Consider the following 15,820-nt stretch of genomic DNA (forward strand, 5'->3'; position numbering starts at 1 on the left):
TCAATCCTCCAGCAGCGTGCGTACCCGTTCGGCCAGTACTTCCAGCTCGAACGGCTTGGTCAGCACCTGAGTGCCTTGCAGCAACTGGCCGTCACTGAGCGCCGCGCTTTCGTCGTAGCCAGTGATGAACAGCACCCTGAGGTCGGGGTGGCGCTCGCGGCAACGTTCAGCCAACTGGCGGCCATTCAGGCCGCCGGGCAGGCCGATATCGCTCAACAGCAGGTCTGGCCGCTCGCCAGCTTGCAGGTGGGCGAGGGCGGCCGGGCCGTTCTCGAATGCATCGACCCGATAACCCAGTTCTTCCAGCACCTCGCAGACGACCACGCGCAAGGCGGCCTGGTCTTCGACCAGCAGGATACGCTGCGTGGCGCTGCTGCTTTTTTCCAGCAATGTGCGCGGTGGCCTGGGTGCCAGGGCTTCGGGGTGCTGGTGGTGGCGGGGAAGCAGCAGCTCGATGCGGGTGCCTTCGCCAAGTGTCGACAACACCCGTAGCTGCCCGCCCGACTGGCGCACGAAACCATAGGTCATCGACAAGCCCAGCCCAGTGCCGTGGCCCATCGGCTTGGTGGTGAAAAACGGGTCGACGGCACGCTCGGCCACCTCCGCCGACATGCCATTGCCGTTGTCGCTGATGCTCAGCCGTACGTATTCGCCAGCTGGCAGTTCCAGTGCACGGGCTTGCTGGTCGTCGAGCAGCAGGTTGTCACCGAGGATATCGATCACGCCGCCGGCGGGCATGGCATCGCGGGCATTGATGCACACGTTGAGCAGGGCGCTTTCCAGTTGCGGCGGGTCGATGAAGGTCGGCCACAGCTGGCAGGGGAATTGGCTGGTCAGGGTGATGGAGGGACCGATGGTGCGGCGCAGCAGCTCTTCCATGCCGCCCACCAGCGTGGCCACCTGCGTGGAGCAGGGCTGCAGGGTCTGCTGACGGGAGAATGCCAGCAGCCGGTGTACCAGCGAAGAGGCCCGCTGCGCCGAGTCGCTGGACAGCTTCAGCAACGGCTCCAGGGCGTCGAAACGGGATTGTTCCAGGCGTTGGCGCATCAGCTCCTGGGCACTGAGGATGCCGCCCAGCAGGTTGTTGAAGTCGTGGGCGATGCCGCCACTGAGCTGGCCGACCGCTTCCATCTTCTGTGCCTGGCGCAGGGCTTCCTCGGCCTTGGCCTGTTCTGCCAGTGCCGCATCCACCCGTTGTTCCAGCTCCTCGTTCAGGCGCTGCAGGGCCTGCTCTGCCCGTCGGCGTGCGGTGACGTCCTTGAACAGTACCGCCACCTGGCGCTTTTCGGCCGGCTCTACACGGAAGGTGGTCACCGACAACACATGGCCGGTGGCGACCAGCTCCTGCTCGAAATGCAGCGGCTCGCCCGTGCGCAGCACCGCGCCATAACGAGCGACCCAGTCGTCTGCCTCATCGGGCACCATCTCGCGCAGTTTCTGCCCGACCACGTTGGGGATGCCGGCGTGCTTGGCATAGGCCGCATTGGCCAGCACATGCACATAGTCGCTCAGCGGGCCGTGCGGGCCGTCGAAGAACTCGATGATGCAGAAGCCCTCGTCCATGGTGTCGAAGAGCGAGCGGTAGAAGTCCTGGTCGTGTTGCTGATGGCTTGCCAGGCGGGCTTCCAGCAGCGCGTTCTGTTGCTGCAGGGCTTCGACTTGTTGGCGCAGTGAAAGCAGGTCGCGGGAGGGCATGCCGACGTCCGACAGTGGATGAAGCCCAGACTTTAGCGTGTTCGGCAACAGGCGAATAGCCAGTCAACGCGGGTGTGGCGCAATGCCCAGCAGCCGCTCGATCCGTTCGCCAAGGGTGCTCAGGTCGAAGGGTTTGTGCAGCAGTTCGGTGCGCCTGTCGGGCCGGGCAAAGTGCACCGTATCGGCAGCGTCGTAGCCGGTAATCAGCAATACCGGGGCATGCTCCACCAGGTTTTGGTAGGCCTCTGCAAGCTGATAACCGTCAACCCGCCCAGGCAGGCCGACATCGGTGATCAGCAAGTCCGGTGGTGGCCCTTGCTGCAACGACTCAAGCGCCGAGTGGCCGCCCTCGAAAGCTTGCACCTGGTAGCCCAGCTCCGTCAGCACTTCGAGCAGCACCAGGCGCAAGGCCGGTTGGTCCTCCACCAGCATGATCCGGCACCCGCGCGCATGCAGGGGCGCGGTGGCGGATGTGGCTGGCTCGTCGTTGCAGGTTGCGGGAGCGCTCCGGTCTCGGGGCAGGTACACGTGAACGCAAGTGCCTTGCCCGGCGACGCTGTCGATCAGCAACTGCCCCCCGGACTGGCGAACAAAGCCATAGACCATGGACAATCCCAGGCCGGTGCCCTGGCCCAGTGGCTTGGTGGTGAAGAAGGGTTCGAGGGCGCGTTGCAGCACCTCACTGGACATGCCCACGCCGGTGTCCTCGACTCGAATGTGCAGGTAGTGGCCCGTCGGCAGGTCCAGGCGCTTGGCCTCGGCCGCTGCGAGATCGGCGTTCTCGCAACCGATGCGCAACGTGCCGCCCAGCGGCATGGCGTCACGGGCGTTGATGCACAGGTTGAGCAGGGCGTTCTCCAGCTGTTGCGGGTCGATGCGGATCGACCATTGCGCGGTCAGCGTGCGGTCCTGGAAGTCAATGTGCGGGCCGGTCGAGCTGCGGATCAGGTCATGCATATCGGCGACCAGGCGCTGCACATCCACCGCTTGTGGCAGCAGCGTCTGCTGGCGCGAAAAGGCCAGCAACCGCTGCACCAAGGCTGCGGCGCGCAGTGCGTTGCTGCGGCCGAGGTCGAGCATGCGGGCGGTGTCGGCAAGGCGTTGCTGGCCCAGGCGTTGCTCTGCCAGCTCCAGTGCGCCAAGCAGGCTGCCCAGCAAGTTGTTGAAGTCGTGGGCGATGCCACCGGTCAACTGGCCGACCGCCTCCATTTTCTGCGACTGGCGCAGGGCTTCTTCGGCCTGGCGCAGGCGTTCCTGCTCGGCCACGCGCTCGGTGATGTCATAGGCGAACAGGTACCCGCCCTGGACTTGCTGCTGCGCATCGTGCAACGGGTGGTAGCGAATCTCGTAATGGCGCGGGGCGTCAGGTGGGCCGAGGGTGATGGTATCGATGAAGGCTTCGCCGGCCAGCACGCGTGGCCACACCGGTGCCAGGCGGCCCATGATGTCAGGCTGGTTGAGCAGGAACTGTGGCACGTAATCGCCGATCTGCGGCACGAAGCCACGGTAATGCGCGAAGGTTTCCCGGGCCATGCGGTTGATCGCTATCAGGCGCATGCTGCGGTCGGCAGCAAACACGTTGGCCAGGCTGTTGTCGAGCAATTCGCCCAGTAGCCGGTTGTGGGCCTGTGCAGTGTCGTCGCGCTCGGCCAGGCGAGCTTCCAGTTCTGCGACACGCGCTTGCAGCTGTGCCAATGACGGGAGCGAATCTGCTTGCATGGCGAGGGCCCGGTGAGCGGATCGGGCAACTATAGCCGCCCACCGGGGCACCAGCCATCAGAACGAGCGGATGATCCGCCCCAGGGTTTCCATGGCCCGTTCGGCATCCTCGTGCCAGGGGCTGCCGTAGTTCAGGCGGATGCAGTTGCCGAAGCGCCGGGTGGGCGAAAAGATCGGCCCGGGGGCGATGCTGATGCCCTGGGCCAAGGCCATGTGGAACAGCTTGAGGGCGTCCATCTGTTCGGGCAGCTCCAGCCACAGGAAGTAGCCGCCGGACGGTTGGCTGACCCGCGTCTGCGCCGGAAAGTGCCGGGCAATGGCCGCCAGCATGTTGGCCTGCTGGCCTTCCAGGGCATAGCGCAGTTTGCGCAGGTGGCGGTCGTAGCCACCGTGCTGCAGGTAGTCGGCGATGGCCGCCTGGGCCGGCATCGAGGCACACAGCGAGGTCATCAGCTTGAGCCGTTCGATCTTCTGTGCAAAGCGCCCGGCTGCCACCCAGCCGATGCGGTAGCCGGGTGCCAGGCTCTTGGCGAACGAGCCGCAGTGCATCACCAGGCCCTGGGTGTCGAAGGCCTTGGCCGGTTTGGGTGCCTGTTGCGAGTAGTACAGTTCGGCGTACACGTCGTCTTCGATCAATGGCACCTGATGACGCGCCAGCAGCTCTACCAGTGCCTGCTTTTTCGCCTCCGGCATGCTGGCGCCCACCGGGTTCTGGAAGTTGGTCATGCACCACACGGCCTTGACCGGGTGCTTCTCCAGCGTTTGCGCCAGCACGCCCAGGTCCATGCCTTCGCGCGGGTGCACAGGGATTTCCACGGCCTTGAGCTTGAGCCGCTCCAGTACCTGTAGGCAGGCATAGAAGGCGGGGGCTTCGATGGCCACCAGGTCACCGGGCTGGGTGACGGCCTGCAGGCACAGGTTCAAGGCTTCCAGCGCGCCGTTGGTGATCAGCAGCTCCTCCATCGGCAGCATCAGCCCGCCAACCATGTAGCGCAGGGCAATCTGCCGGCGCAGCTGCGGGTTGCCGGGTGACAGGTCGGTCACCACCATGCGCGGGTCCATGCTGCGGCTGGCGCTGGCCAGCGAACGCGACAGGCGTTGCAGCGGAAACAGCTCGGGGCTGGGGAAGGCCGAGCCGAACGGCACGGTGTTGGGGTCCTTGATCGAGTCGAGGATCGAGAACACCAGCGCGCTGACGTCGACGTCGGTGGACTCGCTGACCGGCTGCAATGCCTGCGGCTCGCTGAACTGGCGCGGGGCGTGGGCGTTGACGAAATAGCCCGAGCGCGGCCGGGCGCGGATGAGCCCACGCCGCTCCAGCAGGTAGTAGGCCTGGAACACGGTGGACGGGCTGACCCCGTGGGTCTGGCTGGCATAGCGAACCGAGGGCACGCGCTGGCCGGGGCCCAGCACCCCGGAGCGGATCAGTTCGGCGATGTCGTCGGCAAAGCGTTCGTAGCGTTTCATTCTGGCCTTCTGTCGAAGCCTGGCAGGCAAGGTGGAATCAGTGTAAGGGATCAACGGTTCAGCGGTGCGACGAAGCGGCTGTGGGCCACGCTGCGGATGGCGGGGTCGTCGCGCTCGCTGATCTCGAAGCTCAGCGTCTGCGAGCTGCTGGCCGGGCGCTCGGCCAGCATCGCCACCGACACCGGCAGTTCACTCATTTCACCGGCCGGGATCATGAATGAGGTCTTGCCCTGCAGGCTGAAGCCGTCGGCGTCCAGCAGGCGCAGCTGATAGTGCCGGGTGCTTTCGGTCTTGTTGATGACCTTGAGCAGGTAGATGTTCTCGATCTGGCCCTGGGCATTCTCGCGGAACAGGCCGCGGTCCTTGATCACGTCCAGCGACACCATCGGGCGCAGCTGCAAGGCCACCACCAGCGCCGCGATCATCACCCCCAGCGCGGCGGCGTAGCCCAGCAGGCGCGGGCGCAGCCAATGGGTGGTGCCACCTTGCAGGCTGCGTTCGGACTTGTAGCCGATCAGGCCACGGGCGTAGCCCATCTTGTCCATTACCCCGTCACAGGCATCGATGCACGCCGCGCAGCCGATGCACGCCATTTGCAGGCCATCGCGGATATCGATGCCGGTGGGGCACACCTGCACGCACAAGGTGCAGTCGATGCAGTCGCCCAGGCCCTGGGCGCGGAGGTCGCTGCCTTTCTTGCGCGGGCCACGGGCTTCGCCGCGCCGCGGGTCATAGGCGACCGCCAGGGTGTCCTTGTCGAACATCACGCTCTGGAAGCGTGCATAGGGGCACATGTGCAGGCACACCGCTTCGCGCAGCAGGCCGGCATTGATGTAGGTGGCGGCGGTGAAGAACAGCACCCAGAACAGCGCCACGCCGCCCAGTTGCAAGGTGAACAGCTCCGCGGCCAGTGGGCGGATCGGGGTGAAGTAGCCGACGAAGGTCAGCCCGGTGAGCACGCCAATGGCCAGCCACAGGCTGTGCTTCAGCGTGCGCCGGGCCAGTTTGTTCAGGCTCCAGGGCGCGGCGGCCAGCTTGATGCGCTGGTTGCGGTCGCCCTCGGTGACCTTTTCGCACCACATGAACAGCCAGGTCCAGGTGCTTTGCGGGCAGCTGTAGCCGCACCACACGCGGCCGGCATACACGGTGATGGCGAACAGGCCAAAGGCGCAAATGATCAGCAGCGCCGACAGCAGGATGAAGTCCTGCGGCCAGAAGGTGGCGCCGAAGATGTGGAATTTGCTGTTGCCCAGGTCCCACAGCACGGCCTGACGGCCATTCCAGTTCAGCCAGGCGGTGCCGAAGAACAGCACGAACAGGGCGCCGGCGAAGCCGATGCGCAGGTTGCGGTACAGCCCGGTGAAGCTGCGGGTATGGATGCCATTGTCGGCGCGGCGCGGCAGGGGGCTGGCTGGGGCGGTGGCGATCTCTGTGAAAGGGATTCTATCGTTCATGGCTCGGTGCTCATCAGGCCTCGATCAGGCATGAGCACTATGGCCCTGAGGCTGTTATCAGCACAGGCTCAGATTTTGCGATAAAAACCGTATCAGATTTCCGGGCAGGCCCCGCCAGGCCTCAGATTACCGAGCCTGGCGTGCTGGCCTTCAGATGCCTGCGGCTATCCACCGCACCCGCCACGGTCAGTGCATCGGCCTCGGCTTCGGTGATGGGCACACGCTGGCCGGCGAGGAGGGCCACGGACATGCGCAGCTGTTCGTCGGTGACGATTTCGATGGATGGGCCATCACCCTCGATGCGCAGGTCTTCGGCGATCAGGGTGCAGCGGCGGGTGGTTTCGTCGATTTCAATGGGCATGGGGTGGTCCTCCTGGGGGTTACAGGGGTGGACCACAGGGCAGGGCGGGTTGCTGCATCCGGAAGCTGAGCGGCACTTTGTCATTTGCCCGGAGGTCAACCCTTGCAGATGGCAGGCCCGGCCTCTTCGCGGGTGAACCCGCTCCCACAGGTACTGCATTGCATTGAAACCTGTGCAAACCCTGTGGGAGCGGGTTTACCCGCGAAGAGGCCGGGCCTGGCAATGCAATACTCAGGCAGGGGAAAAGCAATGGACCTCATCTGGCAAGCAATCCAGGCCGAATTCGCCGATATCACCGACGAGCGCGAGGTCACGCAAATCCTCGTACGCCTGCTGATGGCAGCCCTGCTCGGCGCCGTGCTGGGCTTCGAGCGCGAGCACAAGGGCAAGGCCGCCGGGGTGCGCACGCATATGCTGGTTTCGCTGGGCGCCGCGCTGTTCGTGCTGGCACCGAGCATGGCCGGGGCCGATGAGCAGGCGCTGAGCCGGGTGATCCAGGGCATTGTCGCCGGTATCGGTTTTCTGGGTGCGGGCACCATTCTCAAGGGTAACGGCCAGGACGCCAGCCATGTGAAGGGCCTGACCACTGCCGCCGGATTGTGGATGACCGCCGCCATCGGTACGGCAGCCGGCATGGGCCGTGAAGCCACGGCGTTGATCAGCACGATACTGGCCCTGCTGGTGCTGGGCACGATGCCGTTGTTGGTGGACAAGCTCGAAGGGCAGGATGAGGGAAAGCAGGAGGAGGAAGAGGGCAGGAAGCACTGAGGGGAGCCGAAGCTCCCCTCAAAGCGTTGTTGCCTGCTCTTTTTTTATTATTGGGACCGGCCTGTTGTTGTTTTTGTCAGCCTGTCCTGGTGTTGCGGGCGACCCCCATGCGGGGTCAAGAGCAAACGTATTTTTTTGAGCGCTGACCTGCCTTCATCATTGCTGATCCGAACCTGGCTGCCGCTACCTGGAGGTAGTTTTATTGTTCTGTGCCAGACCGCGGGGCGTACCCCTGAAAAGCGTGTCGACTCCAAAAAAATCTGCTTGCTACGCCTCTGCCGTGTTGTTCTTGTTATGTCAGAGCCGTTACCTGTTGTTTTTATTGGGTGTCACATTCTTTTTGTTGTTGTACCAGAGATATAGCAGGGTGCGTGCCAACTTTTGCAAACCCTTTAAAATCAAGCACTTGGCGATTTTGGTCGAAATCGACCGGCCTGAAATTCTGCCGATTTGTTTCCCTGTTACCCGATTTTTTGCTGCAAAACGTGGGGGCGGTAACACTTCACCCACGCCAATGTGACACCCGTATGACTTATTGCGCGCTGCGCGCCCGCGCTACCCGCGACCCGTTGTCGCGGCCCAGCACGCTGCTGATGCGGCGGCCGGCGGCGATCAGCAGGTCCAGGTCGATGCCGGTTTCAATGCCCAGCCCCTGCAGCAGGTACACAACGTCTTCACTGGCGATATTGCCGGTAGCGCCTTTGGCATAGGGGCAGCCGCCCAGCCCGGCCACCGAGCTGTCGAACACGCTGATGCCTTCGAGCAGGCTGGCATACACGTTGGCCAGGGCCTGGCCATAGGTATCGTGGAAGTGCCCGGCCAGTTGCTCGCGCGGTACCTGCGCCGCGACCACCTCGAACAGGCGCCGGGTTTCGCCGGCGGTGCCGGTGCCGATGGTGTCGCCCAGCGATACCTCGTAGCAGCCCATGTCGTGCAGGGCTCGGGCCACCGGGGCGACCTGCTCGGCGCTGACCTTGCCTTCATAGGGGCAGCCGAGCACGCACGACACATAGCCGCGCACGCGCACGCCGTGGTTGCGCGCGGCTTCCATGATCGGCTCGAAGCGCTTGAGGCTGTCGCTGATCGAGCAGTTGATGTTGCGTTGCGAGAAGGCTTCGGAGGCGGCCGCGAACACCGCCACTTCCTTCACACCGGCGGCCAGGGCGTCCTCGAAACCGCGCAGGTTGGGGGCCAGCGCCGCATAGGTGACACCCGGGCGCTGCTGGATGCCGGCGAACACTTCGGCGGAGCCGGCCATCTGTGGTACCCACTTGGGCGAGACGAAACTGCCCACTTCGATATAGGCCAGGCCCGCTTTGGTGAGGTCGTCCACCAGGCGCACCTTGTCGGCGACGCTGATGGGCTGGGCTTCGTTCTGCAGGCCGTCGCGGGGGCCTACTTCGACCAGGCGGACGTGTTTGGGCAAGGACATGGCGGGTTTCCTGTGGCGTTCAGCGGTTGTCTTTGTTGTTCAGGGTGGCGGCCAGGGCTTGTTCGCAGCGCTCCTGGGCGGTGTCCAGCTCCAGCTGCATCTGGTGGATGTCGAGCATCTGCTGTTCCAGCTGGGCGCGGCGCTCGGCGATTTTCGCCAGCATGCTGTTGAGCTGCTTGAGGTTGCCGCTGGAGGGATCGTACAGCTCGATCAGCTCGCGGCATTCGGCCAGCGAAAAGCCGATGCGCTTGCCGCGCAGGATGAGCTTCAGGCTGACCTTGTCACGCGCCGAATAGATACGCTCCAGGCCACGGCGCTCGGGGCTCAGCAGGCCCTGTTCCTCATAGAAGCGGATGGCGCGGGTGGTGATGTCCAGCTCGCGGGACAGGTCGGAGATGCTGTAGGTCTGGGTGCTCATGCTGGGGCTCGGCGTGGGGTATGCGGGTATCCTGAGGGCAGGTTGACGTATACGTCAAGCAGGGGCGCGGGATGTGTGTTGCCTGTGCTGGCCTCTTCGCGGGTAAACCCGCTCCCACAGGAAGTGCACAGGCCTTGAGGGCACCGCCGTCCCTGTGGGAGCGGGTTCACCCGCGAAGAGGCCAGCACAGGCGAAAAAATTACTCAGACAACCCCGACCTGCGATACCCATTCGGTGTCTGCCCACTCAACCGCTTGAACCACCGGGCAAAATAGGTGGGGTCGGTAAAGCCCAGGCTATCTGACAACTGCCCGATGCTCATCCGCGTATAGATCAGGTTGCGCCGCGCCTCCAGCAGCAACCGCTGGTGCACCACCTGCAGCGCGGTCTGCCCACTCAGCGCCCGGCACAGCTGGTTCAGCTGCAAACTCGGAATATTCAGCCGCGCGGCAAAGTCCTCCACCGACAGGTGCTCACGGTAATGCGCCTCGACCAGGCGCAGGTACTGCCCCAGCAACTGGCGGTCGCGTTCATCGCGGTTGCGAGGCGGCTGCCCCAACTGCTGGCGGCGGCTGATCCACACCATCAGCGCCGTCACCAGCGCCTCGAGCAGTGCCGCCCGCGCCGGGGCGTTGCCCTGGTACTCCTGCTGCAGGGTCTCGATCAGGCTGCGCAGGTGCACCCGGTCCCGGCCCAGCGGGTAACACGCCGCCTTCGCCAGCACCGCCAGCGGCGCGCCCAGGCGCTGCTCGAGGTTGGCCACCAGTGCCGTGCCAAAGGTCAGCACATGCCCCTGGATATCGGCGCTGAAGCGAAAGCCATGCACGGTCATCGGCGGCACCACCTGGATCGCCGCTTCGCTGATGGCGCTGCGCACCCCCTCTACCTCCACCTCGGCCCGGCCGCGTTGCACATACAGCAACTGGAACAGCTCGGCATGCTGGTGCGGCTTGATTTCCCAGTGGTGCAAACGGCTACGCGCCGGGATCGACTCGCAGTGCAGCAGGTCGGTGCCGGGCCAGGCCTGGTTTTCGCCATACAGCTTGAACAAGGGGACGCCGGGGAGGGTGGATTTCATGCGTGCAGGCCTGTCCGTTAATCGAACGTCTTTTGTAAAAGTGCAGGTTATGCATGGAATAGCACACTTCAATGGCTGTTTTTGCCAGTAAAAATGCAAGGGCAAACCCTAACAGCAGATGCCGCCCCACTGCCAGTCCAGGGCCGGCATCGTCCGCACAGAGACAACAACAATGAAAACTCAGGTCGCAATTATTGGTGCAGGTCCGTCTGGCCTGCTGCTGGGCCAACTGCTGCACAAGGCCGGTATCGATACGGTCATCGTCGAACGCCAGACGCCCGAATACGTGCTTGGCCGCATCCGTGCCGGGGTGCTGGAGCAAGGCACGGTCGACCTGCTGCGTGAAGCCGGTGTGGCCGAGCGCATGGACCGTGAAGGCCTGGTTCACGAGGGTGTCGAACTGCTGGTCGGCGGGCGCCGCCAACGCCTGGACCTCAAGGCCCTGACCGGTGGCAAGACGGTGATGGTATACGGCCAGACCGAAGTCACCCGTGACCTGATGCAGGCACGTGAAGCCAGCGGCGCGCCGATCATCTATTCGGCAAGCAATGTCCAGCCGCACGAACTCAAGGGCGAACGGCCCTACCTGACCTATGAAAAAGATGGCCAGGTGCACCGGGTGGACTGCGACTACATTGCCGGTTGTGACGGCTTCCACGGTGTCTCGCGGCAGAGTATCCCCGAGGGCATCCTCAAGCAGTACGAGCGGGTCTACCCGTTTGGCTGGCTGGGCATGCTGTCAGACACGCCACCGGTCAACCACGAACTGATCTACGCCCACCACGAACGCGGTTTCGTGCTGTGCAGCCAGCGTTCGCACACCCGTAGCCGCTACTACCTGCAGGTCCCGCTGGAAGAGCAGGTGGAGGCGTGGTCCGACGAGCGCTTCTGGGAGGAGCTGAAGGCACGCTTGCCCGAAGACGTGGCTGCGCGCCTGGTCACCGGCCCGGCGCTGGAGAAGAGCATCGCGCCGCTGCGCAGCCTGGTGGTCGAGCCGATGCAGTATGGCCAGCTGTTCCTTGTCGGGGATGCTGCGCATATCGTCCCGCCGACCGGCGCCAAGGGCCTGAACCTGGCGGCATCGGACGTCAACTACCTGTACCGCATCCTGGTCAAGGTGTACCGCGAAGGGCGCACTGACCTGCTGCAGCAGTATTCGCCGCTGGCCTTGCGCCGGGTGTGGAAAGGCGAGCGTTTCAGCTGGTTCATGACCCAGTTGCTGCACGACTTCGGCAGCCACAAGGACGCCTGGGACCAGAAGATGCAGGAGGCCGACCGCGAGTACTTCCTGACCTCGCCGGCGGGGTTGGTGAACATTGCCGAGAACTATGTAGGGCTGCCGTTCGAAGAAGTGGCCTGACCTGTAGAGCGGCCTTGTGTCGCGAAAGGGGTGCGAAGCGCCCCCAGGTTCTTCGCATTCCTGCAAAATTGCCGGGGCCGCTTTGCGGCCCAATCGCGACACAAGGCCGCTCCCACAGGTACAGCAGCGCCTGTGACGCAAACGATTACATGTGGGAGCGGCCTTGCGTCGCGATTGGGCTGCAAAGCAGCCCCGGCATTCGAAAGCCAGCATTGCCTAGCGGGCCAGTAACGCCTCCATCTCCCGATACCCCCGCTGCCGCGCATGCTCCAGCGCGGTCACCCCATCCTTGTCGGCAATCTGCCGATCCGCCCCGGCCGCCAGTAGCCGGCGCACGATCTCCACATGCCGCGGCCCGCCGTCACCGAGGATCACCGCCTCCAGCAGCGCAGTCCAGTGCAGGCGGTTGAGATGGTTCACGTCCACCCCGGCATCGATCAGCAACTGCACGGTCTCGACATGCCCGCGTTCGGCGGCGGGTATCAGCGCAGTGCCTCCGTACCGGTTGGTGCTCTTGAGGTCGGCACCGTGGTTCAAGGTCAGCCGCAGGATGTCGTTCAGGCCACGTGCCCCGGCATACAGGTACGGGCTGTCGTCGATGTTGTCCTTGGCATTCACATCGGCACCGGCCTCGATCAGCGTTTTCGCGGCCGCAACCTGGTTGCCATGGGTAGCCACCAGCAGGGCTGTGCGCCCTTGCTCGTCACGGCTCTCCAGCTGCGCACCTTGTGCCAGCAGTTGTTGCAGGGTGCGCACATCATCGTGACGGGCAGCGTTGTGCAGGCGGTTGTCCATGGCAGTGCTCTCGGCGTGGGCGGCAAGGCTGGTGCACAGGGCGAACAGTATCGCAGCAAGTAGTGAACGCATGGGGCAGGCTCCTCGATGACCTGCCCGCATCCTAGAAAAAACACGCCAGGGCTTGAAGTTAAGTTTGCGCATGACAGACAGTGCCTTGCTGAATAGGTAATGGCAGGAAGCACTACGATGACATTCTCCACCCCCCTGATGGGCGCCTTGTGCCTGGTAGCTGCCAGTGGCTGGGCCTGTGCCGACCAGGTGCTGCCCGCACCACCGGAACTGGCCTCCGGCTACCGCACCGGCCTGCAGCCGGTGCATGCCAGCCGGCACATGGCCGCCGCCGCCAACCCGCTGGCCAGCGAGGCGGGGCGGGCGATGCTGCGTGCCGGTGGTAGCGCCATCGACGCGGCCATCGCCATGCAGATGGTGCTGACCCTGGTCGAACCGCAATCCAGCGGCATTGGCGGCGGGGCGTTCATCCTCTACTGGGATGGGCAGCGCGTACAGGCGTACGATGGCCGCGAGGCAGCCCCGGCGGCGGTGACGGAAAACCTGTTCCTGCAAGCCGATGGTTCACCGATGCCATTCAGGGCGGCGCAGATCGGCGGGCGTTCGGTGGGCGTACCGGGAGTTCTGCGTGCCCTGAAGCTGGCCCATGAGCAGCACGGCAAGCTGCCCTGGCGCGACCTGTTCGCCCCGGCCATTGCGCTGGCACGTAACGGTTTCGCGGTTTCCGAACGCCTTCACACGCTGGTGGCGGGCGACCCGTTCATTGCCCGTTCACCGGCCATGGCCCGCTACTTCCTGGATGAACAGGGCAAGCCACTGGCGGTGGGGGCTACCTTGCGCAACCCCGAGCTTGCGCAAACCTTCGAGCAGATTGCCGAGCAGGGCCCCGAAGTGTTCTACAGCGGCGAGATCGCCGACGCCATCGTCGCCAAGGTGCGCAGCCATGCCAATGCCGGCTACCTGTCGTTGCAGGATATGCAGCATTACCGGGCCAAGATGCGCGAACCGCTGTGCGGCCCCTACAAGGCCTGGCGCATCTGTGGCATGCCGCCGCCGTCGTCGGGCGGGGTGACGGTGCTGCAGACCCTGGGCATCTTGGAGGCACTGCAACGGGCTTCGCCACAGCGCGACCTTGCCGCCATGCGGCCGCTGCGTACTTCGTCGGTTGCCGGGCTGGAAGCCCCGCCGCTGGCCGTGCACCTGGTTGCCGAGGCCGAGCGCCTGGCCTATGCCGACCGCGCCCAGTACCTGGCCGACAGCGATTACGTGCCGGTGCCGCTCAAGGCCCTGACCGACTCCGCATACCTGGCCAGCCGCGCTGCGCAGGTCGGCGAGTACAGCATGAAACGCGCCCGCCCGGGCCGGCCGCAGGGGGCCGATCTGGCCCTGGCGCCAGACCGCTCGCCGCTGCGCATATCCACCTCGCACCTCAGCGCGGTGGACGACCGCGGCCAGGCCCTGGCCATGACCACTTCGGTGGAAGCGGCGTTCGGCTCGCACCTGATGGTCAAGGGCTTTTTGCTCAACAACCACCTGACCGACTTCTCGTTCATCCCCCGGGAACAAGGCAAGCCCGTGGCCAACCGGGTACAACCGGGCAAACGGCCGCTGTCGGCCATGGCGCCGACCCTGGTGTTCTCGCAAGCTTCCGGCGAGCTGGTGGCCAGCCTGGGCTCGCCCGGCGGCTCGCAGATCATCGGCTACGTGAACAAGGCGCTGATCGGCCTGCTGGATTGGCAGCTCGACCCGCAGCAGGCCGCCGGCCTGCCCAACTTCGGCAGCCGCAATGCCGGCACCGAAGTAGAGGCGGGGTTGGCCAGCCCGGCACTGATCCGCCAGTTGGCAGCCTGGGGGCATGAGGTGACGCCGATGACCATGACCAGTGGCATGCAGATCATCCAGCGCAGTGGCGAGGGTTGGTCGGGCGGTGCCGACCCTCGGCGCGAAGGCGTGGCAGTCGGCGACTAGCGGTGCGCGTTGCGGTGCAGCAGGTGGCGTGGTAGAAGTCAGTCTTGCCATTCAGAAGTTGAATATCAAGATGTCCATCAGCGTGAAATCGAATAGGGCCCTGTTCGACCTCGACCTGTTGCGTGCCATTGTCGTGGTGGCCGATTGCGGAAGCTTCACCACGGCTGCTGCGCGGCTGCACTCCACCCAATCGACCATCAGCCAGAAGGTGCGCCGGCTGGAGGATATGGTTGGCCACCGTCTGCTGGTGCGTGGCAATCGCGACGTGCTGCCGACCGACGCCGGGCAGACCTTGCTCGGCTATGCCCGGCACATGCTGGCCCTCAACGACCAGATGCTCGAAGCCTTGGCCGGGGCGATGGTTGGCATGACCGTGCGCCTTGGCGTGCCCGAGGACTTCGTGGGCGGGCGTACCACCAATGCATTGTCGGCGTTCAGCCGGCTGCACCCGCAGGTGAAGCTGGAAGTGACCAGCGGCCTGTGCCGCGACCTCAGCCAGGCCTACGACAACGGTGAGCTCGACCTGGTGTTGCTCAAGCAGCGGCGCAACAGCCGCGAAGGCGTGGCCTGCTGGCCCGAACGCCTGCAGTGGATCGACAGCGCGCGCACGCCCGCCTTCGAACTGGACCCGATCCCGCTGGTGACCTTCCCGCCCCGCGGCCTGTACCGCGACGACATGATCACCGCCATCGAAGGCATGGGCCGGCGTTGGCGCATCAGCTTCACCAGCTCCAGCCTCAGCGGCATCCAGGCAGCGGTCGCCGATGGCATGGGTATCAGCCTGCTGCCGCCACGGGCGGCCACTGGTGAGCACCGGGTGCTGGGGGCAGGGCAAGGGTTGCCGGAGGTCGACAGCTATGAAATCGTCATCGTCCACCGGCCGACGGCGGATGTGATGGTCAAGGCGTTGGCCGAGGTGATGACGCAATTGCTGGCGGGTGGCGGGATCTGACGATCTGTGCGGGGATACAGGATTTGGCAATCTCACGCGATCCCTTGTAGGAGCGGCCTTGCGTCGCGAAAGGGCTGCGCAGCAGCCCCAGGTTTCAGCGTCGCTGCAGAGATTGCCGGGGCCGCTGTGCGGCCCTTTCGCGACACAAGGCCGCTCCTACAAGAACCTCGTCCACCGGCCGACGGTGGATGCTGGCAGGTAGCGGGATCTGACGAACTGTGCGGCGATACAGGATTTGGCAATCTGACGCGATCCCTTGTAGGAGCGGCCTTGCGTCGCGAAAGGGCTGCGCAGCAGCCCCAGGTTTCAGCGTCGCTGCAGAGATTGCCGGGGCCGCTGTG

Annotated in this window: 13 protein-coding genes; 4 read left to right on the forward strand and 9 right to left on the reverse strand. The window is 64.9% G+C overall.

Features of this window, described 5'->3' with window-relative positions:
• From ABIB24_RS15230 to ABIB24_RS15250, 5 genes are all read right to left on the reverse strand, one after another.
• Window positions 1-1,695, reverse strand: coding sequence for a response regulator (locus ABIB24_RS15230; RefSeq protein WP_137163745.1), 1,695 nt, complete (start codon window positions 1,693-1,695; stop codon window positions 1-3).
• 63 nt (window positions 1,696-1,758) lie between these two features.
• A complete protein-coding gene (locus ABIB24_RS15235; RefSeq protein ID WP_354316831.1) occupies window positions 1,759-3,414 on the reverse strand; it encodes a PAS domain-containing hybrid sensor histidine kinase/response regulator family protein in 1,656 nt (551 codons plus the stop codon).
• A gap of 57 nt (window positions 3,415-3,471) precedes the next feature.
• Window positions 3,472-4,881 (reverse strand): GntR family transcriptional regulator MpaR, encoded by a 1,410-nt coding sequence (gene mapR / locus ABIB24_RS15240; RefSeq protein ID WP_025338884.1) that lies wholly within the window; start codon window positions 4,879-4,881, stop codon window positions 3,472-3,474.
• 50 nt (window positions 4,882-4,931) lie between these two features.
• Window positions 4,932-6,335: a cytochrome c oxidase accessory protein CcoG gene (ccoG, locus tag ABIB24_RS15245; protein ID WP_286919339.1), complete on the reverse strand. Its 1,404-nt coding sequence runs from the start codon at window positions 6,333-6,335 to the stop codon at window positions 4,932-4,934.
• A 121-nt stretch (window positions 6,336-6,456) separates the two neighbouring features.
• The gene (locus ABIB24_RS15250; protein WP_013972933.1) at window positions 6,457-6,696 is read right to left on the reverse strand and encodes a DUF3203 family protein; all 240 of its coding nucleotides are present in this window, start codon (window positions 6,694-6,696) and stop codon (window positions 6,457-6,459) included.
• Between the two features lie 249 nt (window positions 6,697-6,945).
• Between ABIB24_RS15250 and ABIB24_RS15255 the strand changes: the two genes are divergently transcribed.
• Window positions 6,946-7,464, forward strand: a complete 519-nt coding sequence (locus tag ABIB24_RS15255; RefSeq protein ID WP_013972932.1) for an MgtC/SapB family protein — start codon at window positions 6,946-6,948, stop codon at window positions 7,462-7,464.
• Window positions 7,465-7,996: 532 nt separating this feature from the next.
• Here the strand turns inward: ABIB24_RS15255 and ABIB24_RS15260 are convergent.
• The 3 genes from ABIB24_RS15260 to ABIB24_RS15270 form a co-directional block, all read right to left on the reverse strand.
• Window positions 7,997-8,896, reverse strand: coding sequence for a hydroxymethylglutaryl-CoA lyase (locus tag ABIB24_RS15260; protein ID WP_137163749.1), 900 nt, complete (start codon window positions 8,894-8,896; stop codon window positions 7,997-7,999).
• A 19-nt stretch (window positions 8,897-8,915) separates the two neighbouring features.
• Window positions 8,916-9,314: a MerR family transcriptional regulator gene (locus tag ABIB24_RS15265; protein WP_013972930.1), complete on the reverse strand. Its 399-nt coding sequence runs from the start codon at window positions 9,312-9,314 to the stop codon at window positions 8,916-8,918.
• A gap of 199 nt (window positions 9,315-9,513) precedes the next feature.
• On the reverse strand, window positions 9,514-10,392 hold the full coding sequence (locus tag ABIB24_RS15270; RefSeq protein ID WP_274078813.1) for a helix-turn-helix domain-containing protein: 879 nt from the start codon (window positions 10,390-10,392) through the stop codon (window positions 9,514-9,516).
• Window positions 10,393-10,564: 172 nt separating this feature from the next.
• Between ABIB24_RS15270 and pobA the strand changes: the two genes are divergently transcribed.
• The gene (gene pobA, locus ABIB24_RS15275) at window positions 10,565-11,752 is read left to right on the forward strand and encodes a 4-hydroxybenzoate 3-monooxygenase (protein ID WP_075045032.1); all 1,188 of its coding nucleotides are present in this window, start codon (window positions 10,565-10,567) and stop codon (window positions 11,750-11,752) included.
• A gap of 216 nt (window positions 11,753-11,968) precedes the next feature.
• Here pobA and ABIB24_RS15280 read toward each other — a convergent pair whose 3' ends face one another.
• Window positions 11,969-12,619: an ankyrin repeat domain-containing protein gene (locus tag ABIB24_RS15280; protein WP_274120685.1), complete on the reverse strand. Its 651-nt coding sequence runs from the start codon at window positions 12,617-12,619 to the stop codon at window positions 11,969-11,971.
• A 117-nt stretch (window positions 12,620-12,736) separates the two neighbouring features.
• Between ABIB24_RS15280 and ggt the strand changes: the two genes are divergently transcribed.
• Window positions 12,737-14,527, forward strand: coding sequence for a gamma-glutamyltransferase (gene ggt / locus ABIB24_RS15285; protein ID WP_137163750.1), 1,791 nt, complete (start codon window positions 12,737-12,739; stop codon window positions 14,525-14,527).
• A gap of 70 nt (window positions 14,528-14,597) precedes the next feature.
• The gene (locus ABIB24_RS15290) at window positions 14,598-15,479 is read left to right on the forward strand and encodes a LysR substrate-binding domain-containing protein (RefSeq protein ID WP_085591441.1); all 882 of its coding nucleotides are present in this window, start codon (window positions 14,598-14,600) and stop codon (window positions 15,477-15,479) included.
• Window positions 15,480-15,820 lie beyond the last annotated feature (341 nt).

It is taken from the genome of Pseudomonas sp. UYEF17, from assembly GCF_040546125.1.
GTDB lineage: Bacteria > Pseudomonadota > Gammaproteobacteria > Pseudomonadales > Pseudomonadaceae > Aquipseudomonas > Aquipseudomonas putida_Z.

What these genes read in the sequence shown, in the direction of transcription:
- ABIB24_RS15230 (WP_137163745.1), bottom strand. Translation starts at nt 1,695, where the DNA reads ATGCCCTCCCGCGACCTGCTTTCACTGCGCCAACAAGTCGAAGCCCTG.
- ABIB24_RS15235 (WP_354316831.1), bottom strand. Translation starts at nt 3,414, where the DNA reads ATGCAAGCAGATTCGCTCCCGTCATTGGCACAGCTGCAAGCGCGTGTC.
- mapR (WP_025338884.1), bottom strand. Translation starts at nt 4,881, where the DNA reads ATGAAACGCTACGAACGCTTTGCCGACGACATCGCCGAACTGATCCGC.
- ccoG (WP_286919339.1), bottom strand. Translation starts at nt 6,335, where the DNA reads ATGAACGATAGAATCCCTTTCACAGAGATCGCCACCGCCCCAGCCAGC.
- ABIB24_RS15250 (WP_013972933.1), bottom strand. Translation starts at nt 6,696, where the DNA reads ATGCCCATTGAAATCGACGAAACCACCCGCCGCTGCACCCTGATCGCC.
- ABIB24_RS15255 (WP_013972932.1), top strand. Translation starts at nt 6,946, where the DNA reads ATGGACCTCATCTGGCAAGCAATCCAGGCCGAATTCGCCGATATCACC.
- ABIB24_RS15260 (WP_137163749.1), bottom strand. Translation starts at nt 8,896, where the DNA reads ATGTCCTTGCCCAAACACGTCCGCCTGGTCGAAGTAGGCCCCCGCGAC.
- ABIB24_RS15265 (WP_013972930.1), bottom strand. Translation starts at nt 9,314, where the DNA reads ATGAGCACCCAGACCTACAGCATCTCCGACCTGTCCCGCGAGCTGGAC.
- ABIB24_RS15270 (WP_274078813.1), bottom strand. Translation starts at nt 10,392, where the DNA reads ATGAAATCCACCCTCCCCGGCGTCCCCTTGTTCAAGCTGTATGGCGAA.
- pobA (WP_075045032.1), top strand. Translation starts at nt 10,565, where the DNA reads ATGAAAACTCAGGTCGCAATTATTGGTGCAGGTCCGTCTGGCCTGCTG.
- ABIB24_RS15280 (WP_274120685.1), bottom strand. Translation starts at nt 12,619, where the DNA reads ATGCGTTCACTACTTGCTGCGATACTGTTCGCCCTGTGCACCAGCCTT.
- ggt (WP_137163750.1), top strand. Translation starts at nt 12,737, where the DNA reads ATGACATTCTCCACCCCCCTGATGGGCGCCTTGTGCCTGGTAGCTGCC.
- ABIB24_RS15290 (WP_085591441.1), top strand. Translation starts at nt 14,598, where the DNA reads ATGTCCATCAGCGTGAAATCGAATAGGGCCCTGTTCGACCTCGACCTG.